The sequence below is a fragment of the Hydrogenophilus thiooxidans genome, assembly GCF_019049855.1.
Lineage (GTDB): Bacteria > Pseudomonadota > Gammaproteobacteria > Burkholderiales > Rhodocyclaceae > Hydrogenophilus > Hydrogenophilus thiooxidans.
Map to the genome: position 1 here is coordinate 119,495 of NZ_JAHLSY010000004.1, position 21,994 is coordinate 141,488.

The window sequence follows — 21,994 nt, forward strand, 5'->3', positions numbered from 1 at the left end:
GCGTACTCCTATTCGGTTGTGGTGAAAGGGATTTCGCTCAGCGGCGGAGTGGGTTCGACGGCGCGCGGGCCGACGTTCGCTTCGGCAACGGTGAGCGCGGTCATATTGACGATGCGTCGCACCGTCGAAGTCGCGGTGAGGATATGGACCGGTTTGGCAACACCCAGCAGCATCGGCCCGATTGCGATGCCGTTCCCAGCAGCGGTCTTGAGGAGATTGTACGCGATATTCGCGGCATCGATGTTCGGCAGGACCAACAGGTTGGCTTCGCCGGTTAGCGTCGAGCGCGGCATGAGTTCCGCGCGCATCGTGGGGTCGAGCGCGATGTCGCCGTGCATTTCCCCGTCGACCTCGAGCCACGGCGCGATCTCGCGCAAGATTGTGAGGGCATTGCGCATTTTCACGGCGCTTGCGGCATCCGACGAACCAAAATTGGAGTGGGAAAGGAGCGCCGCTTTGGGGGTGATGCCGAAACGCATCATCTTGCGCGCGGCCATGCGGGTGATTTCCGCGATCTGCTCCGCGGTGGGGTCATTGTTGATGTGGGTATCGACCAAAAAGAGCTGGCGGTTGGGCAACAAAAGCGCGTTCATCGCGGCGTAGCAGGTGGCGCCGGGGCGTTTGCCGATCACCTGATCGATGTAGTTGAGGTGCATCGTGGGCACACCCCACGTACCGCAGATGAGGCCATGGACTTCCCAATGGCGAAGAAGCATCGCGCCAATGAGCGTATGCCGTCGCCGCATTTCGATCTTCGCCAGTTGAGGTGTGACGCCGCGCCGCTCCATGATCTGGTGGTACTCTTGCCAGAGTGCGCGATAGCGCGGATCGTTTTCGACGTTCACCACTTCGTAGTCGACCCCTTCGCGCAGGCGCAGACCGAAGCGTTCGATCCGCTGGGCGATCACTGCGGGGCGGCCGATGAGCACCGGTCGCGCAATGCCTTCGTCGACCACCACTTGCGCTGCGCGCAGCACGCGCTCCTCTTCGCCTTCGGCGTAGGCAATCTTCTTGAATTTCGCGCGTTTCGCGATCGCATAGACCGGTTTCATCAAGGTGCCGGAGGCATAGACGAAGTTCTGGAGCCGTTCGCGATAGGCGTCGAAATCGTCGATTGGGCGCGTCGCGACGCCGCTTGCGATCGCAGCTTGCGCGACCGCCGGGGCGATGGTGAGCATCAAACGGGGGTCGAACGGTTTGGGGATGAGGTAGTCGGGGCCAAAACGGAGCTTTTCCCCCGCGTAGGCGGCGGCGACCACTTCGTTCTCTTCGGCTTGCGCGAGTGTCGCGATCGCTTGCACCGCCGCGATCTCCATTTCGTCGGTGATCGTGGTCGCGCCCACATCGAGTGCGCCGCGGAAGAGGTAGGGAAAGCAGAGGACATTATTGACCTGGTTGGGATAGTCGCTACGGCCGGTGGCGAGAATCGCGTCCGGTCGAACCGCTTTCGCGGCTTCCGGCAGGATTTCTGGGGTTGGGTTGGCCAGCGCGAAGATGATCGGTTTTTCCGCCATCTTCGCCACCATCTCGGGCTTGAGGACGCCACCTGCGGAAAGCCCCAGGAAAATGTCGGCCCCTTCGATGACTTCGGCAAGGGTGCGCGCCACGGTTTTTTGGGCGAACTGCGCTTTATCGGGGTCCATCAGTTCGGTACGGCCTTCATAGACCACGCCTGCGATGTCGGTTACCCAGATGTTGGCTTTCGGAAGACCCAGTTTGACGAGCAGGTTGAGGCACGCAAGCGCCGCAGCGCCCGCCCCGGCAGTGACCAATTTGACCTGGTCGATCGACTTGCCCGTCAGGGTGAGTGCGTTCAACAGCGCCGCCGCGACGACGATCGCGGTACCGTGCTGGTCGTCGTGAAAGACAGGGATTTTCAGACGTTCGCGCAACCTACGTTCGACGAGGAAGCAGTCCGGAGCTTTGATGTCTTCGAGGTTGATCCCCCCGAAAGACGGTTCCAGCGCGGCGATGACTTCGACCAATTTTTCCGGGTCTTTTTCGTTGATTTCGAGATCGATCGCGTCGATGCCGGCAAATTTTTTGAACAGGACCGCTTTGCCCTCCATCACTGGTTTCGCGGCAAGCGGCCCGATCTCCCCGAGTCCCAGGACCGCGGTGCCGTTGGTGATGATCGCAACGAGGTTGCTGCGGTTGGTGTAGCGGGCGGCGGCGCTCGGGTCTTCGACGATCGCTTCGCACGGCGCGGCGACGCCGGGTGAATAGGCGAGCGCGAGATCGCGCTGGTTCGACAGCGCTTTGGTGGGGACGATGGCCCATTTTCCGGGGGTGGGATGTTCGTGGTAGTCGAGCGCAGCGCGCTTCAATTCCTCACGCGCTTGCTGCACGGCTTCGGGGCCTGTGGTCGATTGCGTCACAATGTCACTCCCTGAGTTCGGAAGGTGGCGAAACGAGCGATTTTAGTACGAGCGGTTTGGCTGTGTGCGGTTGAGAAAGTTCGTACTCGATTGCGCTCGGTATAATAGCCTGTTGTTGTGCGATCGACGAAATGGCGCGGTTTTGACGAAGAGACGTTTCGCCCGCTTGCTCCATGAGGGGAGTTGGCTGCTTTTGGCAGCGGTGGGCGCCTATTTTGCGCTCGTTCTGCTCGGGTACCATCCGGAAGATCCAGGGTGGTCGAAAAGCGGGACGGCGCTCACGGTCCAGAATCCGGGCGGGCGGCTCGGTGCCTGGATTGCCGATCTGTGGTTTTTCACCTTCGGTTGGTCGGCGCTGTGGTGGATCGGGCTCTTCGTCCGTGGCGTGGTGGGGTGGTGGCGCGCTTTTACCCATCGTGCGCTGGAAAAGGGCGACGCGCATCTGGACGGTTCGTTAGCTGACTGGTGGCATTGGCGATGGTCGTGGGCAGGTACCACACTGGGTTTCCTGCTGTTGCAGGTGAGTTCCAGTGCGCTGGAATTTTTGCGCTTTCACCGTTTTGGCGACAGCCTGCCGCAAGGGGCGGGGGGGGCGCTTGGGCACGCACTGGGTCAATTCGTTGCGTTGCGGTTGGGGTTTGTGGGCGGAACGTTGCTTTTGCTGGCGCTTTTTCTGGTCGGGTTTAGCCTAACCTGGGGGGTGAGTTGGGGCGAAGTCACGGAAGCCATCGGGCGGTGGCTGGAGGCGCATTGGCGCCGGTGGCAGGAGGGCAGAACGGGGCGGGCAGAGGCCTCCTCGACGGTGGCGCGGATGGGTATCCCCAATCTGCGGGGGGTGTGGCGACAAGGGGTTCATCACCTGCACCAGGCAGTTTTGGGGGCGGCTCGTGCGCTGCACGCATTGGGGTGGCGCCTTATGCAGCGCGCCAAACGATTGGCACAACCGCCGACGGCGTTTGGGCCGATCGAGGAGCCGCGCTGGGCGGCGGCGTCCTCGCTCGACGCCTCCGGTGCGGACGAGGTGTCGGACGTTGTTGCACCGTTGCCGACGGGTGGCGATGAGCCGGATCGCACGGAACCCGAAGCCGTCGTGAAGCCGGAAATGCCCACCGCATCGGTTGCGTCCCAAACGCCCGTTGCTTCGGAGCGGATTCCGGCTGAAGTCCACCCGCCCCGCGTTCAGGGGGCAGTGGAAAAAGGGGCACGCCTGGCGCCGAAACCGGGGGATTCCCCCATTCCGCCGCTTGCGCTCCTTGACCAGCCAAAGCCGCAACCCAACTCGGTGACGCCAGAGCAGATCGCAAAGACCTCGCAGCTGATCGAGGCGAAATTGGCGGAATTCGGGGTGCGCGTCACGGTGGTGGGCGCAATCCCGGGTCCTGTGGTGACGCGCTACGAGATCGAGCCGGCCACTGGGGTGAAAGGGGCACAGATCGTCAATTTGGCGAAGGATTTGGCGCGCGCGCTTTCGCTGGTTTCGATTCGCGTGGTCGAGATCGTTCCCGGCAAGAGCTGTATGGCGCTCGAGGTTCCGAACCCTACGCGGCAGATCGTGCGGTTGCGGGAAGTGCTCGATGCTTCGGTCTATCGCAATGCCAAATCGCCTCTGACGGTGTGTCTGGGCAAAGATATCGGCGGTGCGCCGGTGGTGGCCGATCTGGCGAAGATGCCCCACCTCCTTGTAGCCGGAACGACCGGTTCCGGCAAATCGGTTGGGGTCAATGCGATGATCTTGTCGCTGCTTTACAAATCGGGACCCGACGCGGTGCGGTTGATCATGATCGACCCGAAAATGCTCGAATTGTCGATCTACGAAGGAATTCCGCACCTTCTGGCGCCGGTGGTGACCGACATGCGGTTGGCGGCGCAGGCGCTCAACTGGTGTGTCGGTGAGATGGAGCGGCGCTATAAGCTGATGGCGGCGTTGGGCGTGCGCAACATCGCTGGGTTCAACGCGCTCATTACCGAAGCGGCCGCAAAGAAGGAGTACGTCCCTAACCCCTTCTCGCTTTCGCCGGAGCATCCCGAGCCGCTCGAGAAGCTGCCGTATATCGTGGTCATCGTCGATGAATTCGCCGATTTGATGATGGTAGCGGGAAAGAAGATCGAGGAGCTGATCGCTCGCTTGGCGCAAAAGGCGCGCGCCGCGGGGATTCACCTGATCCTTGCGACGCAGCGTCCCTCGGTCGATGTGATCACGGGTCTGATCAAAGCGAACATCCCCACTCGGATTGCGTTTCAAGTCTCCTCCAAGGTCGATTCCCGAACGATCCTCGACCAGATGGGCGCAGAGGCGCTTCTTGGGATGGGCGATATGCTCTTTCTGGCACCCGGGATGGGGACACCGCAGCGGGTGCATGGGGCGTTCGTCGCCGACGACGAGGTGCATCGCGTGGTGAATTACCTCAAGCCCTTCGGGCCGCCGGAGTATGTCGACGCGATCACTGCCGATGACGACGACGCGCCAGGGTCGGAGTGGAGCGATGGCGCGGGGGATGCCGAGCGCGATCCCCTTTATGATCAGGCGGTCGAGATCGTCTTGCGGACGCGGCGTCCTTCGATCTCGCTGGTGCAGCGCCATCTGCGCATCGGCTATAACCGGGCGGCGCGCCTCATAGAGGCGATGGAGCAGGCGGGTTTGGTTTCGCCGCCAGAGGCGAATGGCAACCGCAAAGTGTTGGTACCGGAGCAAAACGGATGAAGGCGTGTGGCGCAAAACGGTTTTTGAGGGGGTGGGTTGCGTTGCTTCTCTTTTCATTCGTGCTCATACCCCTAAGTGAGGCGCAATCGGCAGCGGACGAGCAGACGCAAAAGGCGTGGGCAACGCTCATCGCTTGGGGAGAAGGGGTTACCTCTGCAGAGGGGGTGTTTCGCCAGATCGAGCGCCGGAGTGACGGGCGGCGGCGGGAGTTGGAAGGGGTATTCGCATTCGTCAAACCGTTACGTTTTCGTTGGACGATCGAGCGCCCTTTCGTGCAGGTGACCGTGAGTGACGGCACGACCCTCACCGTATGGGATCCAGAACTTCGCCAAGCCACGGTGCAGCCACTCGATCCTGCTGCGTTACGCGCCGGGCCACTCGCTTTTTTTCTGGCACCCGAGACGCTGCCCGAGAGATTCACCTTGGAACGTTTTACCCAAGCAGGCGGGGTGCTTCGCTGGTCGTTACGGGCGCGAACCGATGACGCGGTGGTACGCCGCGTCGAGGTCACCATCGCAGACGAGCGTCTGCGTGCGCTCACGATCGAAGACGCGTTGGGTCAGACGAGCGAATTGCTGTTTACCCGCTTCGAACGCACAATGCCGCAACCGGAAGCGTTCCAACTCACGTTGCCTCCGGACGCCGTCGTGTTGCGCACCCCGCAGGGTGCTGCTGCTGCGGAGACGCCGCGGTGAGCCGTGCGACAACGCCCTCCATCCAACCCGTTCCGTTGGCGGAACGGATGCGGCCGCAGCGGCTCGAGGATGTGGTGGGACAGTCCCATCTCGTGGGGCCTGGAAAACCGCTCACGCTTGCTGCCACGCGCCGACAGCTCTTTTCCATGCTCTTCTGGGGGCCGCCCGGCGTGGGCAAAACGACCCTTGCGCAGTTGGTGGCACGCAGTTGCGACGCGCAGTTCATTGCCCTTTCCGCGGTGACCGCAGGGGTGAAAGAGCTGCGTGAAGTGGTGTCTTGTGCCGAAGCGGCGCGGCAGAGCGGGCAAGCCACGGTGCTCTTTCTCGACGAGATCCACCGTTTCAACAAGGGGCAGCAAGACGCCCTGTTACCCCATGTCGAAAGTGGGGTGGTGACGCTGATCGGCGCAACGACAGAGAACCCCTCGTTCGAAGTCAATGCCGCGCTTCTGTCCCGCTTGACGGTTTTCCGGCTTGAACCCCTTTCGCCAGACGCATTGCGGCAGTTGCTCGACCGAGCGACGGCGCGCTTTCCAGACGAAGCGGTGGCGCTCGAAGATTCGGTGCGCGAGATGCTGGTTGCCCAGTCCGACGGCGACGCGCGGCGGCTTTTGAACGACTTGGCCTGGCTCTGGGCGGCCGCGAAAGCACACGGATACACCGTCATCGACAGCGAATTCGCGATCGCGACCCTGGGGGCGCGACTGCGTCGTTTCGACAAAGGTGGCGATGCGTTCTATGACCTGATTTCCGCGCTGCACAAAGCGGTGCGCGGTTCCAATCCCGATGCGTCGCTCTACTGGTTTTGTCGGATGCTCGATGGCGGTGCGGACCCCCGCTATCTGGCGCGGCGTCTGATCCGGATCGCGAGCGAGGATGTTGGTTTGGCCGATCCGCGCGCGCTTTCGCTGACTGTGGCCGCGGCAGAGGCGTATGAGCGTTTGGGCTCGCCGGAAGGGGAGTTGGCGCTTGCCGAAGCGGTTGTCTATCTGGCGTGCGCGCCGAAATCGAATGCGCTCTATCGCGCTTTCAACTCCGTGCGCGCGTTCGTTGCGCAGGATGGTTCGCGTCCGGTTCCGATGCATCTGCGCAACGCGCCGACGCGCTTGCTCAAAGCGATCGGGGCGGGAAAAGGGTATCGCTATCCCCATGATGAACCCGGCGCGTTTGCGCCGGGAGTCGATTATCTGCCCGAGGGGATGCCCAAAACCCATTGGTACGAACCCACGGATCGAGGGTTGGAGCAGAAAATCACAGAAAAATTGGCTCGGTTGCGCGCGCTCGATGCCGCGTGGCGCAACGAACACCATCAGTAACCGTAACGAAAATCAGGAAGGAAATCATGCTCGACATCCAATTGTTGCGACAAGACTGGGAAACCGTTCAGAAAGCGCTCGCTCGGCGCGGCGGGACGATCGACTGGTCCCGTTTCGAGACGCTTGAAGCGGAACGCAAAGCACTGCAAGCCGAAACGCAGACGTTGCAAGCGCAGCGCAACCGGTTGTCGAAAGCGGTGGGGCAGTGTAAAGCGAAAGGGGAGGATGCGTCGGAACTGCTGCGCGAGGTCGCCGAAGTGAAAGCGGCGCTCGAACGCAACGAAACGCGCTTGAATGCCTTGTTGGCAGAACTCGACTCGTTCTTGGCGCAATTGCCGAACGTGCCGCACCCCTTGGTGCCGGACGGCGCCAGCGACGCGGACAATCTCGAGGTTTCGCGCTGGGGGACGCCGCGTTCGTTCGACTTTCCGGTTCGCGACCATGTCGAGATCGCCGAAGGGCTGGGGGGATTGGAAAACGAGATCGCCGCGGCGCTTTCGGGGAGCCGTTTTGCGCTTTTGCGCGGGGACGTCGCGCGGCTTCACCGCGCGCTGGCGCAGTTCATGCTTGACGTCCATACCCGCGAACATGGGTACGAAGAGGTGGCGCCGCCGTTTCTCGTGCTGCCACGCACCCTCTTTGGCACAGGGCAGTTGCCGAAATTTGCCGAAGAGCTCTTTCAGGTGCCACGCTCCGACGCGGAATCGCTCTACCTCATTCCCACCGCGGAAGTGCCGGTGACCAATATCGTTCGCGACCGCATCCTCGACGAAGCAGACCTTCCGCTCAAATTCGTTGCCTGGACACCCTGTTTTCGTGCTGAGGCGGGTTCGCACGGCCGTGACGTACGCGGTCTGATCCGGCAGCACCAATTCGAAAAGGTCGAGCTGGTTCGGATCGAACATCCGGACTGCTCGTATGACGCGCTGGAGACGCTCACCGCCCATGCCGAAGCGATTTTGATTAAATTGGGCTTACCTTATCGTAAAGTGAAATTATGCGCTGGGGACTTGGGCTTCAGTGCCGCGATGACGTATGATTTGGAAGTCTGGTTGCCCGCTCAAAACACCTACCGGGAGATCTCCTCCTGCTCGAATACCGAAGCCTTCCAAGCACGGCGGATGCAGGCGCGCTTTCGGCCCGCAGGGGGCGGGAAACCGCAACCGGTGCATACGCTCAATGGTTCGGGTTTGGCGGTAGGACGCACGTTGGTCGCGGTGCTGGAAAACTACCAGCAAGCCGACGGCAGTGTGGTGGTTCCCGAAGCGTTGCGCCCGTGGATGGGTGGGCAAGAGGTATTGGAGCCTCGCGCGCGCCGGTGACGCAAAAAGCGCGGCGCGGTCGGCGAGGTTTGGCTTCCCAGAAAGGAGTCATGCATGGTATGGACGCTGGGCATCGCCACCGCGCCCGTTCCCGAAGAACGGCGACTTGCGCTCACCCCGGAGCTGGTCGCGAAGTATGAGCAGTTGGGCGCCAGCATTGTGCTCGCGAAAGGGGCGGGGCTTCGCGCCCACTGGCCCGATGCGGCCTTTGAAGGTGTCACGTGGGTCGATTCTCCACAGGCGGTTTTCGCTCGCGCCGATGTCGTGGCGTGCGTGATGCCGCCGACACTCGACGAAATCGCAGCGATGCGTCCCGGTTCGGTGTTGGTGGGGGCGTTACGGCCTTGGGCGTCAGCGCAGCAGATCGACGCGCTATGTGCGCAGCGGGTCACCGCATTCGCGCTCGAATTGCTGCCGCGGATCACCCGTGCGCAGCCAATGGATATCCTGTCGTCGCAAGCCACCGTCGCGGGGTATGAAGCGGCGTTGATCGCTGCCGACCATGCGCCGAAATTCTTTCCGATGCTCACCTATGCCGCAGGGACGATCCGTCCCGCCAAGGTCTTCGTGATCGGTTGCGGTGTTGCGGGGTTGCAAGCGATCGCTACGGCCCGCCGCTTGGGGGCGATGGTCGAAGCGTACGACGTCCGTCCCGAAACGCGCGAACAAGTGCAGTCTCTGGGCGCGAAGTTCGTCGATACCGGGGTCGTTGCGGTTGGCGCGGGCGGTTACGCGCGCGAACTGACCGAAGCGGAGCAAGCGCAACAGGCCGCGGCTCTGAGCAAAGCGGTTGCTGCTGCCGACGTGGTGATCACCACGGCTTCGGTTCCGGGGCGTCCCGCGCCCAAAATCGTCACGCAGGAGATGCTGGCAGCGATGCGACCGGGTGCGGTCGTCGTTGACCTTGCCGCCGAACAGGGCGGGAACGTCGCAGGGACGGTGTTGGGAGAAAAACGGTGGATCGGTGACGTGCTGGTGATTGGACCGGCCTTCATCCAGAGCCGCATGCCGGTGCACGCCTCCGAAATGTTCGCCAAAAACGTCTGGCATTTTCTTGCCCCGCACGTTCAGGATGGTGCGCTCGCGTGGCAGTGGGAAGACGAGATCGTGACTGCGACGTGTATCACCCGCGATGGCGTGCTCGTCAATGAGCGCGTCCGGGAATGGTTGGGGAGGTAGCAGCGAATGGATGGCATCTCTGCGCTCTTTATTTTCATGCTGGCAGCTGTCGCTGGGTACGAAATCATTGCCCGCGTGCCGGTGATCCTCCACACGCCGTTGATGTCCGGTTCGAACTTCGTCCACGGCATCGTCCTCGTCGGAGCGATGGTGGTGTTGGGCCACGCCGAAGGGGCGCTCGAGACCGCGATCGGCGTACTCGCGGTAGCGCTGGGTGCGGCGAACGCCGTCGGGGGGTATGTCGTGACCGATCGCATGCTTGCGATGTTCCAGAAAAAGGGGGACAAGCAGTGATCGAAATGATCTATTTCCTGGCGACGTTCGCGTTCATCATGGGGTTGCGGGCGATGAGCGCCCCCGCGACAGCGGTGCAGGGGATGCGCCTTGCTGGTATCGCGATGGTGGTCGCGGTGGGGGCAACCTTTTTCACCCCGGGGTTGCATAACCTGGGTTGGATGGTCGCAGCGATCGCTGTCGGGGGTGGTTTGGCTTGGATCTGGGCGCGTCGGGTGGCGATGACCGAAATGCCCCAGATGGTGGCGATCTATAATGGCCTGGGCGGGGGCGCTGCTGCGGCGATCGCGGCGGTGGAATTGCTCGGTGCTCAGACTGGTCTCCTGACTTCGGTGGGCGTTCTCGCTATTCTGGGCGCGGTGATCGGTGCGGTCGCGTTTTCCGGCAGCCTCGTTGCGTGGGCGAAACTCGACGGCCGCGTCCGCAAGGTTTGGCGCCTCAAGCGTGGCCACAACGACGTCGTGCTGCTCTTGGCGATCCTGACTCTGGGGATCGGTTTGACTTTGGGGGTCAGTGGTGCGCCCAGCGCTGGCGGATTGCTGCTCTTCTTCGTTCTGGCGCTCGCGCTCGGTGTGCTCGTGACATTGCCGATCGGTGGTGCCGATATGCCAGTGGTGATCTCGTTGCTCAACGCCTTTACCGGGCTGGCGGTCGGCTTCGAAGGGTACGTGCTCGCGAACCCGATGTTGATCGTTGCCGGCATCGTCGTCGGGGCGTCGGGAACCCTCTTGACGCTCTTGATGGCCAAAGCGATGAATCGCCCGATCCGCAACGTCCTCTTTGCCCCGATCACCGGCGAAGCTGCGGAGCACGAGCCTGGTAGCGTCACGGGACGGTTGAAGACGTACGCCCCCACCGACGCCGCTGCGGCGCTGCGTTACGCGCAACAGGTGGTGATCGTGCCGGGTTACGGTATGGCGGTTGCCGGTGCGCAACACAAAGTCTGGGAGATGGCACAACTTCTCGAAGAAGCGGGGGTTACGGTGAAGTTTGCGATCCACCCGGTTGCCGGCCGCATGCCGGGCCATATGAATGTATTGCTTGCCGAAGCCGGGGTGCCCTACGAAAAGATTTTCGATTTGGACGAGATCAACGGGGAGTTTCCGCAAACCGACGTCGTGCTTGTGATCGGCGCCAACGACGTCGTGAATCCAGCCGCGCGCACCAACCCGTCGAGTCCGATCTACGGGATGCCGATCCTCGATGTCGATCGGGCGCGCGAAGTGATCGTGATCAAACGCGGACAGGGACGGGGGTATTCCGGAATCGAAAACGAACTCTTCTACCGTGACCATTGCCATTTGGTCTATGGCAACGCGCACGAGGTGGTTGCCGATATCATCGCGGAGTTGAAAACGATGGGATGAGGGCTTGGGTGGGCAAGCTCTTCCGGTGGTTCGGGACGGCGCTTGCGGGGTTGCTGCTTGCTGCGTCGGTACACGCGCAAAGCGACCGAAGCAGTGAGAAGGCGCCGTTCATCGGCGGCGAACGGGCCCAGGCGATGCGTAACGCGCCGTTTCAGGGTGTCGCGCAAACGAGCGCGGCACTCCAACGGCTTGCGCTGGACATGCAGCTTTTCGATTATTGCCAGAATCCGTTGCTCAGTGACGACGCATTGGCCCCTCTTTTGGCGGAAGCAGCTCGGTTGACCGGGGATGAACCGACCTGTACGGCGGTGATGATACGGCTGGGGTATCTTCAGCATCGGGGCACGCAGCGCTGATTGCTGTGCGCACAGAAGGCCCGTCGTGTCTTTGGGGTGTGGGTGGCTGAAGCTGATGGGGCCTACGGGCGATTATGGGATGCTTGCGGACTCGCGGTTTGCCTGAGGGTCAGCGGCTTCGTACTCTCTTGCCAGGGACCAAATATCGGGCCTTGTTGGAAACGGCAGCCGAGCGCGGCCAGAAAATCGCGTTGTGCCGCGGTTGCAACGCCTTCGGCGATAACCGTAAAGCCCATCGCGTTACCGAATTGCAGTAACCCGTCGAGCAATTTTTCTACCCGTTCGTCGCGACCGATCTGCGTGACCCACGTTCCCGCAAGCTTGAGCGCATGAACAGGCAGGTGGGCAAGGAGCCCAAAGGCGCAAGCCCCTTGTCCCACGTGATCGACGACGATCCGTACCCCTTTTTCCCCCATTTCGAGCAGGTGCGCGCACTGGCGCGTGTCGAGTGCAGCAAACGCGGTTTCGTCGATTTCCAACATGAGCAGCGACCAAGGGAGCGACGCGGTCCGCCATACGGTTTTGATCTGGGTGAGGGTTTCGGGCTGTTGCAATTGCCGCGCGTCGAGGTTGAGTGCCAATGGGGTCTGCCATTGCCGCACCCAGGAAATCGCGTGTGTGAGCCATGCGGTCAGCCAGGCACGGTTTGCGGCTGTATCAAGAAGGAGTGGAGCGACGGTTTCCGCGTCGAGCGTACCGCGATGCGGGACGTGCCATCGTAAGACCCCTTCGGCGCCATTGAGCATGCCGGTGGCGACGTCGACGCACGGGGAAAGCCACAGGGTGAAGTCCTCCGGTGTCGCAGCAGCCAGTTGTTCCGTCAGCGAATGGGAATCTGGTGTGTTTTTTTCGGGTGCGGAAACGGTGTCGGTTGTACGGCGCCGTGAGGGGTTCCGATGTGTGGTAAACAGCAGCACGCGCCAACCTGGGGTGGGGCCGTGCAGGATACGTGCCCGCAACGGGTGGGGTTCGATGCCTTCGATCAGAGCCACTGGCGGTTCGTCCGCTTTCGGCCAATGCACCGTCGCCGCTTCGGTGATCGGTTGGTGCAACGGAAGCGGCGGTGTTGCCCAGCGTGTACGTGCCGCGGCATTGACCGCGACCAGCCGCTCGGCATCGTCGAGGACCCAGATCGGTTCGGTGCTCGCAGCGGCGAGTTGGATCCAAAACGTTTCGGCAAGCGATGTGGTGCGGTACTGCTCGTGAAGCAGGTCGGGTGCGATGAGGATCGCGTGCATACCAGGACGGATGCGTGCCGCTGCGGTGAAGCGAAACACCTTTCTGCGTCCGTGCGGCAACGCCAACGTGATGCTTCCTTTGGTTTCATTTTGAATGAACCAACGTGCCCGGGCGTGCAAAAAAGCTTGGGGGGAGGGAAACAGGGATTCCAGAGGCGCTTGAATCAATTCACGGTAATTGCGTTCGAGCCACCGGCACGCGGCGCTGTTGACTTCCAAGATACGCTCATCGCTGACGATCAACAAACCTTCGTCGATGAGTTCCAGGAGCGCCAAATAGACGCCGATTTCGACCCCTTCGGAAAAATCGGGGCGGAACGGTTCGTTCGTTTCGGGCAGCGACACCATCGGGGAAAGGTCCAGGAACGACACGGACAGCATACCCGACAGAGCCGGAAATCGAAACGAAGAAAAACGGGTTTTTCTCAGGCGATTTTTGCAGCGACTCAAGCTTCGGCCGACTCACGGCGACCAGAGCCCCCGAGCAAAACCGGGACGGGGTCGCGGCGGCGTCCCCCCCAGAGCGCTTCCATCGTCTGCCAGTCGAAAGGTTGCGTAGGGTCTCCTGCATCCGTTCGTTGTTGAGCCCCTCGCCACGTTGCTGGAATTTCGTCGCGGACCACCGTTGGCATCGCGTCGCTTTCCACCGCCATTTGGGCCTTCGGGGAACGGCGGTCTCGCACCCGTTCCCGTTTTTCGGGACGTGCCGGGGCTGCAGGGGACTCCCATTTCTCTCCTGGGATTTTCTGTTTCAGAAGCTTTTCGATCGCTTCCAATCGCTCCTCTTCGCTGGGGTCGACCAGCGAGATCGCGATTCCCGTGTGACCAGCACGGCCGGTTCGGCCAACCCGGTGGATGTAATCTTCTGGATTGGGCGGAAGCGCAAAATTGACGACGAACGGCAGCCCTTCGATGTCGAGCCCGCGCGCGGCGACATCGGTCGCGACCAGGACGCGCAGTTTGCCCTGACGAAACGCTTCGAGGGTTTCCAGACGTTGCTGCTGGCTCTTGTCGCCGTGGATCGCTTGGGCGTTGACTTTGTTGCGCTGTAAGAATGCCGTGAGTCTGCCGCACGCCACTTTGGTGTCGACGAAAACCAGTACTTGGCCCTCCCGGTCGTGCAACAGCTGCAGGAGCGCGTGGCGTTTTTGCTCTTGGGCGACCCAGAAGACCTTGTGTTCGATGGTTTCGCTCACCGTATTGCGGCGGGCGACCTCGACGGTCACAGGGTCGTGGAGCCACTGTTCCGCCAATTTGCGGATCTGAGGGGAAAAAGTCGCGGAAAAGAGCGCCGTCTGGCGGGCGGCGGGCAAATGCTCGACGATGCGGCGGATATCGGGAAGAAACCCCATGTCGAGCATGCGGTCTGCTTCGTCGAACACCAGGAACGCGACCTGATTGAGGCGAACCGTTTTCTGTTCCAGGTGGTCAAGAAGGCGCCCGGGGGTAGCGATCACGATCTCAACCCCCTGACGCAGCGCTTCCGCTTGCGCCGTGAAGTCAACCCCGCCGAAAATCGCGGTGCTTCTGAGCGGCAGGTATTTTCCGTACTGGGCAACCGCTTCGGCAACCTGAAGGACCAGCTCTCGCGTGGGCGCCAGTATGAGCGCGCGGGTCGGGTGGCGCGCCGGGCTGGGTGAGCGGTTGGCGAAGGGTGCAAGGCGCTCCAAAATGGGCAGTGTGAAGCTTGCTGTTTTGCCCGTTCCCGTTTGGGCGGCGCCCAGCAAGTCGCGCCCCGCGAGCAACACCGGGATCGCTTTCGCTTGGATTGGCGTGGGTTCTTCGTAGCCCAATTCTTCAACTGCGCGCAGCAGTTCGGGTCTCAGCCCCAAGTCAGCAAAACGCATGCAAGCAGCCGCTCCTTCGCAGCGAGCCAATGTCCAGTTGCCATTATACCGATAAGGTACAATCGTTCATGACAATACGGTAACGAAAAGAGGGATTCAAGATGGAATACCGCCAGTTGGGCAACAGCGACCTCACCGTTTCGGCCATTTGTCTCGGGACGATGACCTTTGGCGAGCAAAACGACGAAAAAGAAGCGCACGCGCAGCTCGATTGGGCGCTCGCGCACGGGATCAACTTCATCGATACCGCGGAGATGTACCCCGTGCCGCCGCGGGCTGAAACGTACGGAGAGACGGAGCGAATCATCGGCAACTGGTTGAAACGGCAAGATCGCAGCAAAGTGGTGCTCGCGACCAAAGCCGCCGGGCCTGCGCGAAGCCTCAACTGGATTCGCGGAGGTCCCAAGGCGTTCGACGAAGCGAATCTTCAGGCGGCGATCGACGGTAGTCTCAAACGGTTGCAAACCGACTATGTCGATCTCTACCAGTTGCATTGGCCCGAACGCAACCAACCGATGTTTGGCGAATGGCGGTTCGACCCGAAGAAGGAGCGGCCTTTCACGCCGCTCATGAAGCAACTGGAAGCGCTCGCCAAATTGGTCGAAGCCGGAAAGGTGCGCTATGTCGGCGTTTCGAACGAGCACCCGTGGGGGGTGATGACGTTCGTTCAGCTGGCACAACAGTTCGGGTTGCCGCGGATCGTCTCGATCCAAAATGCGTTTAGCCTGCTCAACCGCACCTTCGAAGGGGGCTTAGCGGAGGTGTGTTGGCGCGAATCGGTGTCGCTGCTTGCCTATTCGCCGCTCGCTTTTGGCCACCTCACTGGGAAGTACCTCAAAGATCCCAATGCGTCCGGGCGGCTGACCCGTTTCCCCAATTTTGGACAACGCTACACCAAACCCAACGTCCGCCCGGCGGTGGAGGCGTACGCTGCGCTTGCCGAAGCGTGGGGGATGAGCCTGGCAACGCTTGCGCTCAGTTGGTGTTACCACCATCCGCTCGTCACCAGCACGATCATCGGCGCCACGTCGCTTGCGCAACTGGAAGCGAACGTCCGCGCTTGGGAGACCAAACTCACGGACGAACAGCTGAGCGCGATCGACGCGGTGCATTTGCGTTACACCAACCCCGCGCCGTAAGCGGACGTCGTCAATGCCCGCCGCCTGCAGCGGCAGGGGCGGGTGCAGACGCGTTCTGTCCGTTTGCAGGGCGCGCAAGCGATGGGATCAATGGCTCGTTGCGTTCCAAAGGCTTGGCGGTGACTTGCGGCTCGTTCGGGACGAGTTGTGCCGGAACGGTAGGGAGCTCTTTTTCCAGCATATATTCGTTCATCTCCCGCCATCCCTCGTAGATCGCGGCTTTCTCCAAGTCGGGGTGCAGGTAGTAGCAATCTTCGAGCGAACGTCCGGAATGACGGCATGCCGCGCCAATGGCTTTCGCCTCGGCTTTGGCTTTGTTGGGGTTAGGGATTTCCAGCGTGTCGTAAAATGCGTCGCAGCCAGTCAAGAAGGTAACGCATGCGAAGAGAAGGAGGCGCTTTGCGGACATGAAAAAAACCTCCGGAACCGATCTGGTTGGGAGGTTATCATAAAAGCCCTGGTGCCCAGGAGAGGACTCGAACCTCCACGCCTTGCGGCACTAGAACCTGAATCTAGCGCGTCTACCAATTCCGCCACCTGGGCAGGCAGTGAATTGCGCTATTATACGAAGTGCCTGCCCTCTGTCAAGGCGTGGGTGTGGTGAGGTCCGTGTCACGACTTGGTAGGAGGAGAGACCTTAGCATCCCATTTAGGCCATCGTCACAGGACTCCGAACGATCTCCCGCAACCCATCCTGGACCCACGCCCGCCAGGCATGCAACCCCACGAGCGCCTGCAGATGCGCTTCTAGCCACTCAAGATGGAACGCCTTGAAAAACGCCACGTGCTTACGGCGCTGAAGCGGGCGCTCGAAGACCGCGAGCGCGGGCTCGGCGCCCTCAACCTGGAAGTCGACGAAGAGGCGCTCGACGCGCTGGCGACGGCGTCCGGCGGCGACATCCGCCGGGCGCTCAACGCGCTCGAACTGGCGGCGGCGACTTCCCCGCGCATCACGCGGGACGTCGCGTGCGAAGCGATCCGCGAACCGAACCCGAAAGCCGACAAATCGACCCAGTACGACGTTCTGTCTGCTTTCCACAAAAGCGTGCGCGGCTCCAGCGATGCGGCGCTGTTCTGGTTTCTGTACGGCGTCGAGCGGCTCGGCATGGATCCGCGCGTTTTTCTGCGAAGATTGATGGCGGCGGCGAGCGAAGACATCGGACTGGCGGACCCGCAGGCGATGGTGCAGGCGGCGACGGCGGCGGCCGTTTACGACCGGATCGGCTGGCCGGAAGCGAAATATGCCGCCGCTCAGGCGATTCTCTATGCCGTCCGCGCCCCGAAATCGAACGACGTGGCGCTTGCGCTCGAACGGCAATACGAAGCGATCGCCCGCCGCCCTTCCGTCGAAGTACCGCTCCATTTGCGCGACACCCATTACGCCGGCGCCAAACGGCTCGGTCACGTCGGCTACAAATATCCGCACGATTATCCCGGCCATTTTGTAGAACAACAGTACGAACCCGATTGACAAAATCCCCCTCCCTGCGGAATAATGAAATTAACCTACAAGAGCAGGGAGGTGGGGTTGTCCGTGCCGGAGCAGGGATTTTCGAGACTCATCGAGGAGACGTGCGGGCTTGCCCGCGCGGAAATTTTCTTATCGGCCGCGATTCGGCAGATCGTGACCGTCGGCGGTCGCATCAAATGGGAAGATGCACGGAGAAGCTTGACGGGGTTTCAGGCGGCGCTCTACGACGTTTTAGACGATGAAGCGGTCGAGGCAGTGTGGGACGACGTCCCCTCCGCACGTCTGGGCATGCGGCCGCTTGCGGTCGGTATGCGCGGGTACGGGCGGATCATGTGGTTCGACCCGAGCGCCGAGGGGCGGATGCCCCGTGGAGACCCGCCGAAAGGCGGAGACGTCCTGTTCGGTTACGTGTTCGTTTCCGAACGGATATGGGAAAAGGCGTGGCTCACCTATCTGTTGCAACGGGCTAAAGACGCACCTTTCTACGAAGCGGCTGTCCGTCACATGCGGGAGCGAAGTAGACAGGAACTGGTCGAAATGGTCCAGTATTGCTCGTTCGTCTGCGATCATATGGCGCCGGTGCTTTTGTACGCGGAGGAAGAAACCTATACGAACTTTTACGAGTACGACAACTTGTTGGGACAAGGAGGGAATTCGCGAAACGCTCTGTTTCCGAGGCTGGCCGGAAAGCAGCCGGAGGATTGGACGCAGCGCGAAATGTGGTTCGTTTACAGCCTGTACTATCTGCTGAAATCCGGTCCGCCGGCGCGCGGGGAAGAGTTCAACGGCTGTCAGCTCAATCCGGCCGCTTTGCGCGAATTTTTTTGCGGAAATTCGCGGAATACGGCGACGGTTCGCCGGAGGTCGCCGCGGAAGCAGAAGCGTTTTATGTGGCTGACATTCCGGAACAGGCGGAGATGTTGCGCCGTTTCCGCGCCCGCGTCGCCGACAGACGGTTGTTTTTCCGCGACATCAACGGCCTGAACCTGTTGAAGAAAGAAGCATCGGTGCCGAAAAACGCCGTATGCGTCGACAATTCCGACGCGCTGCCCGGCGAGCTGAGGCGGTGCCTGTCCGCGCGGTATGGCCTTGACGTTGCGGATTTCGGCGAATTTCACACCGCCGTGCGGGAATGGATCTCGCATTCGGTTGCGCAAAATCGGCCCGATACCGGAGACGACGTCGTTTTCGTCCCCTTGAAGAACTCGTGTACGCGATCGTTCGCACCGCCGTGCTCGACCTCGATTCCGACATCGGCATGTCGCGGTCGATGCGCGATTACGCCGCATTTGTGCGCGCGGTGCGGGAAGGCCGCTTCCGCGATCTGTGTGCGCTGAAGCAGGCGGACTATTTTTGCTGCGTCGTCCCGAGCCCGAACATGGCGTGCGCGATGATGCAGGACCGGTCGGAGACGCTGGCCGGCGTGCTGAAAGCGATCGCGATGCGGATGCAGTACAACAGCTGGCATTATCTTCCCGGCAACTTTCCGGCCGAAACCGTTCCGCCCGACCGGCATTTCTATTTCCCGCCCGAAATGCCGGACACGGCGGAATGGTCGGACCAGCACCACAAGGGTCACATTCTCGCGTCCGTCCGCTACAGCATCCGGTCTCCGCATCATGTGTCGCTGGACGGGGGAAAATTTCTTATGTGCTCTGATACTTTGTTCTACCATCCCAAAGTGTACGCTTCGGACGAAAGAGGGATCGCCAAAGCCGTCGAAGTGCTGTCGGCGGGCGGGGTGGCGATTTTGCCGGCCGACACGGTATACGGCTTTTTCGCCAGCGCCGTCCGGCGCGAGTCGGTGGAGCGCGTATACAGCATCAAACGCCGGGAAAAACGCAAACCGTTCGTCATTTACACGAACCGTGAAAAAGTTTCCGGCGTCGTCGAGCTGAACGAGACGGCCGAGCGGCTGATCGAACGCGTCTGGCCGAAGGCGCTGTCGCTCATTTTGCCCAAGAAGCCGGCCGTGCCCGACTGGTTTACGAACGGTCAGCCGACGGTAGCCGTCATGACCGCGCAAAACCGGGTCGTCGCCCGCGTCATCGCCGAAGTCGATGAGCCGATCCTCGGAACGACGTGCAACCTTTCCGGAGAGCCGGAACTGAAGAAAGCCGAAGAAGTGTTCCGTTTCATCGACGACGTGGACATGATGATCGCCGACGACGCCATCCCGGTCTACAACCGGCCGTCGACGATGATCGACTGCACCGTCTGGCCGCCGAAAATCGCGCGTTTGTCGTCGCTGTCGTACGAAGAGCTCAAAGAGGTCGTTCCCGAACTGGAGATCGATCTGGGGAGGCGGTTGGCTTGACCGCGATGCTGGTGCGGACGACGCCGTATTATCCACATCACCTCGCACTGGGGGCCGAAATGATGGAAAAGGGCGGATGGCTCCGCCCCGCCTTCTATACGTCGCCGGCGGAGGAAGTGCTGCACACGCGGACGGCGGTCGGCATCTTCGACGTTCATTCGATGGGTAAATTCGAGGTCGTCGGCCGCGAGGCGTTCCGCCTCATGCAGTATGCGATGACGAACGACTTGCGCCGCATCGAAAAGGGCCGCCAGGGCATCTATACGTGCCTGTGCAACGACCAAGGCGGCATCGTCGACGACGTCATCGTCTACTACCTGGACGACGAACGGTTTTACCTGATCACGAACACGCTGTCGCGGGAAAAAGTCGGCCGGCGGCTGACCGAGCTTCGCGACCGACTGTCCGCAGACGCCTGGGTCGTCGACGTGACGAACGCGACGGCGTATCTGGCCGTGCAGGGGCCGAAGTCCGCCGAAGTGACGGCGGCTCTGTTCGGCGACGGGATATGCGGATTGCGCTATTTCGAAATGGCCTGGTTCCGGTTTTCCGGCGTCGACGTGCTGGTGACGCGGACGGGTTACACCGGGGAACTCGGCTACGAGCTGCATTTTCCGTCGGAATACGCGTATCGGATGTGGGAATGCGTCATGGAAGCCGGGCGCCCGTCCGACATCCGGCCGGTCGGCGGATACGCGATCCAAATGCTGCGCGCGGAGAAGGGCTATCGCGCGTACGGCACCGACATGGACGAAAGCAACAATCCGTACGAGGCCGGTCTCGGCTGGACGGTCCGCCTGGACAAAGGGGAATTCGCCGGCCGTAGCGCGCTCGACGAGATTCGGCGGCGCGGCGTGACGCGAAAACTGACCGGCTTTCGGCTGGACGTGGAAACGGACGCGCTGCCCGGCAAAGGAACCGCCCTGTTCGTCGGCGGGGCGAATGCCGGCCGGCTGACGACCGTTTCGCCGAGCCCGACGCTCGGATGCGTCATCGCGATGGGATATGTCGACGTTTCGTTCGCCGGAACGTCAGCGTTCGAACTCGAAGGCGGGCGCGGAATCGCCCGCGCGGCGGCCGTGCCGTTTTACGATCCGGAAGCAAGACGCTTGAAAACGGAGGTATCCCGAGTTGGAAAGTAAAACGATCGGCAAGATGATCCCGTTGTTTTACGCCTATCGTGTCGTCTCGCGGTTTTATCTCTATTTGCCCGTGATGGTCGTTTTTCTGCTCGGGCAAAATCTTTCATACCCGGAAGTCGGTCTCGTGCTCGCCGCATACGGTTTCGCGGTGATGGTCTCCAAGCCGCTGGTCGGAATCGCGCTCGACATATGGCCGAAAAAAGCCGTTCTGTTTGCGGGGGAATGGATGAAATGCCTCGGCGTCGCCGGCCTCGCCTGGGACGGCAACTCGGTCGCCAAGCTGATCGTGGCGCAGGCGGTGATCGGATTCGGTTTTTCCTGCACGCAGGGGACGGACTCGATGCTGCTTTCGCAATGGACGGAAAAAAGCGGCGATTCCTCGGCGTACCGGAAGATCGAGTCGAAGTCGCAAAGCTACATTTTCATCGCTGTTCTCGTCTCCGGCGTGGCGGGAGCGCTTCTGGCCGAGATCGACATCCGGATGCCGTTTTACCTGACGGTTCCGTTCAATTTCGTCGCGGCGTTTCTTGCGCTCGGTTTCCGCGAGGAATTCCGCCCGCGGCTGCCGCAATTCCGCTTCCGGCGGCGCGGAGAAGCCGGATCCGCCGGAATTCTCCGGAAGACGGCTCACGTCGTCTCGTTCTACGCCGTCAACCGCGCGACGATCATGGCGTACTACGTGCTTGCGCTGCCGCTGCTTCTGTTCGTGCAGGCGGACGTGTCGGTCGGCTATTTCGGCGTTTTTCTCGGGCTGTTCTCGCTGACGGCGTTTCTGGCCGGGCAATGGCTGAACCGTCTGGCGGCCGGGTTCGGCGAAGGGGTGCTTTGGGCGGCGGTGCCCTGCTGTATTCTGGCTTCATCCCTCCTTTTGATGTCCGACCGGCCGTGGGCGTATTGGCCGGCGCCCGTCCTGCTCGGGTTTGCGGCGGGCGTCGTGCGGCCGCTGGCTTACGGATTTTTTCAGAAAGAGGCCGAGCCGGTCCGCAAGGCTGCGATCGCGTCGGCGGAATTTTGGTTCGCCTTGTTTAACGCCGGCTTCGTGCTGGCGCTGGCGGCGCTCTTCGACTGGAGCGTCCGCGGCGGTCTCGCCGCGGTGATGGCGGCGGTGGCGGCGCTGTCGCTCTGCCAGCTTTTCTGGAGGGGCAAACCGGAAACGCGTGTTTCGAAAACGGTCTGACCGCCTGACGGGAACGGCTTGACGCCCGGCCCGGAAACGGGGTACGATTAATGCC

At 61.7% G+C, this 21,994-nt stretch carries 17 protein-coding genes, 1 tRNA gene and 1 pseudogene; 14 read left to right on the plus strand and 5 right to left on the minus strand.

Translation table 11 applies throughout. From position 1 onward, the window contains the following. Positions 1-8 precede the first annotated feature (8 nt). The gene (locus tag KUL93_RS03305) at positions 9-2,378 is read right to left on the minus strand and encodes an NADP-dependent malic enzyme (RefSeq protein WP_217125693.1); all 2,370 of its coding nucleotides are present in this window, start codon (positions 2,376-2,378) and stop codon (positions 9-11) included. Between the two features lie 142 nt (positions 2,379-2,520). Here KUL93_RS03305 and KUL93_RS11575 point away from each other — a divergent pair, with 142 nt between their 5' ends. The 8 genes from KUL93_RS11575 to KUL93_RS03345 are packed head-to-tail and all read left to right on the plus strand — an operon-like array spanning position 2,521 to position 11,608. After that, positions 2,521-5,079: a DNA translocase FtsK gene (locus tag KUL93_RS11575; RefSeq protein ID WP_217125694.1), complete on the plus strand. Its 2,559-nt coding sequence runs from the start codon at positions 2,521-2,523 to the stop codon at positions 5,077-5,079. Continuing rightward, positions 5,076-5,774 (plus strand): LolA family protein, encoded by a 699-nt coding sequence (locus tag KUL93_RS03315; RefSeq protein WP_119334710.1) that lies wholly within the window; start codon positions 5,076-5,078, stop codon positions 5,772-5,774. Before KUL93_RS11575 ends, KUL93_RS03315 begins: the two co-directional genes overlap by 4 nt. 47 nt (positions 5,775-5,821) lie before the next feature. Continuing rightward, on the plus strand, positions 5,822-7,090 hold the full coding sequence (locus KUL93_RS03320) for a replication-associated recombination protein A (protein ID WP_217125719.1): 1,269 nt from the start codon (positions 5,822-5,824) through the stop codon (positions 7,088-7,090). A gap of 26 nt (positions 7,091-7,116) precedes the next feature. Next, complete coding sequence (gene serS / locus KUL93_RS03325) at positions 7,117-8,412, plus strand: serine--tRNA ligase (protein WP_217125695.1); 1,296 nt, start codon at positions 7,117-7,119, stop codon at positions 8,410-8,412. Between the two features lie 54 nt (positions 8,413-8,466). Continuing rightward, a complete protein-coding gene (locus KUL93_RS03330) occupies positions 8,467-9,591 on the plus strand; it encodes an NAD(P) transhydrogenase subunit alpha (protein ID WP_217125696.1) in 1,125 nt (374 codons plus the stop codon). A 6-nt stretch (positions 9,592-9,597) separates the two neighbouring features. Further along, a complete protein-coding gene (locus KUL93_RS03335; RefSeq protein ID WP_119334713.1) occupies positions 9,598-9,885 on the plus strand; it encodes an NAD(P) transhydrogenase subunit alpha part 2 in 288 nt (95 codons plus the stop codon). A 5-nt stretch (positions 9,886-9,890) separates the two neighbouring features. After that, entirely contained in the window at positions 9,891-11,252 is a 1,362-nt protein-coding gene (locus KUL93_RS03340; protein ID WP_249419222.1) for an NAD(P)(+) transhydrogenase (Re/Si-specific) subunit beta, read from the plus strand. Further along, entirely contained in the window at positions 11,249-11,608 is a 360-nt protein-coding gene (locus KUL93_RS03345; RefSeq protein ID WP_217125698.1) for a hypothetical protein, read from the plus strand. Before KUL93_RS03340 ends, KUL93_RS03345 begins: the two co-directional genes overlap by 4 nt. A gap of 62 nt (positions 11,609-11,670) precedes the next feature. Here KUL93_RS03345 and KUL93_RS03350 read toward each other — a convergent pair whose 3' ends face one another. Together KUL93_RS03350 and KUL93_RS03355 are read right to left on the minus strand one after the other, a co-directional pair. Beyond that, complete coding sequence (locus KUL93_RS03350; RefSeq protein ID WP_217125699.1) at positions 11,671-13,218, minus strand: EAL domain-containing protein; 1,548 nt, start codon at positions 13,216-13,218, stop codon at positions 11,671-11,673. A 74-nt stretch (positions 13,219-13,292) separates the two neighbouring features. Beyond that, entirely contained in the window at positions 13,293-14,693 is a 1,401-nt protein-coding gene (locus KUL93_RS03355) for a DEAD/DEAH box helicase (protein WP_217125700.1), read from the minus strand. A 101-nt stretch (positions 14,694-14,794) separates the two neighbouring features. On the opposite strand from KUL93_RS03355, the gene KUL93_RS03360 reads away from it, so the two are divergent. Then, a complete protein-coding gene (locus KUL93_RS03360) occupies positions 14,795-15,832 on the plus strand; it encodes an aldo/keto reductase (protein ID WP_217125701.1) in 1,038 nt (345 codons plus the stop codon). Positions 15,833-15,842: 10 nt separating this feature from the next. On the opposite strand, the gene KUL93_RS03365 is transcribed toward KUL93_RS03360, so the two are convergent. After that, complete coding sequence (locus KUL93_RS03365) at positions 15,843-16,241, minus strand: hypothetical protein (RefSeq protein WP_217125702.1); 399 nt, start codon at positions 16,239-16,241, stop codon at positions 15,843-15,845. 49 nt (positions 16,242-16,290) lie between these two features. Beyond that, positions 16,291-16,375 (minus strand) — tRNA-Leu (locus tag KUL93_RS03370). Between the two features lie 214 nt (positions 16,376-16,589). Here KUL93_RS03370 and KUL93_RS03375 point away from each other — a divergent pair. The 5 genes and pseudogenes from KUL93_RS03375 to KUL93_RS03395 all read left to right on the plus strand — a co-directional run. After that, positions 16,590-17,300, plus strand: a pseudogene (locus KUL93_RS03375) (AAA family ATPase); the annotation flags it as partial. 27 nt (positions 17,301-17,327) lie between these two features. Further along, on the plus strand, positions 17,328-18,287 hold the full coding sequence (locus KUL93_RS03380) for a hypothetical protein (protein ID WP_217125704.1): 960 nt from the start codon (positions 17,328-17,330) through the stop codon (positions 18,285-18,287). Positions 18,288-18,510: 223 nt separating this feature from the next. Beyond that, the gene (locus tag KUL93_RS11670; protein WP_217125705.1) at positions 18,511-19,620 is read left to right on the plus strand and encodes an L-threonylcarbamoyladenylate synthase; all 1,110 of its coding nucleotides are present in this window, start codon (positions 18,511-18,513) and stop codon (positions 19,618-19,620) included. Positions 19,621-19,625: 5 nt separating this feature from the next. Continuing rightward, positions 19,626-20,762, plus strand: coding sequence for a glycine cleavage system aminomethyltransferase GcvT (gene gcvT / locus KUL93_RS03390; RefSeq protein ID WP_249419225.1), 1,137 nt, complete (start codon positions 19,626-19,628; stop codon positions 20,760-20,762). Then, a complete protein-coding gene (locus KUL93_RS03395; protein ID WP_217125707.1) occupies positions 20,752-21,939 on the plus strand; it encodes an MFS transporter in 1,188 nt (395 codons plus the stop codon). The genes gcvT and KUL93_RS03395 overlap by 11 nt, the downstream gene beginning before the upstream one ends. Positions 21,940-21,994: the final 55 nt, after the last annotated feature.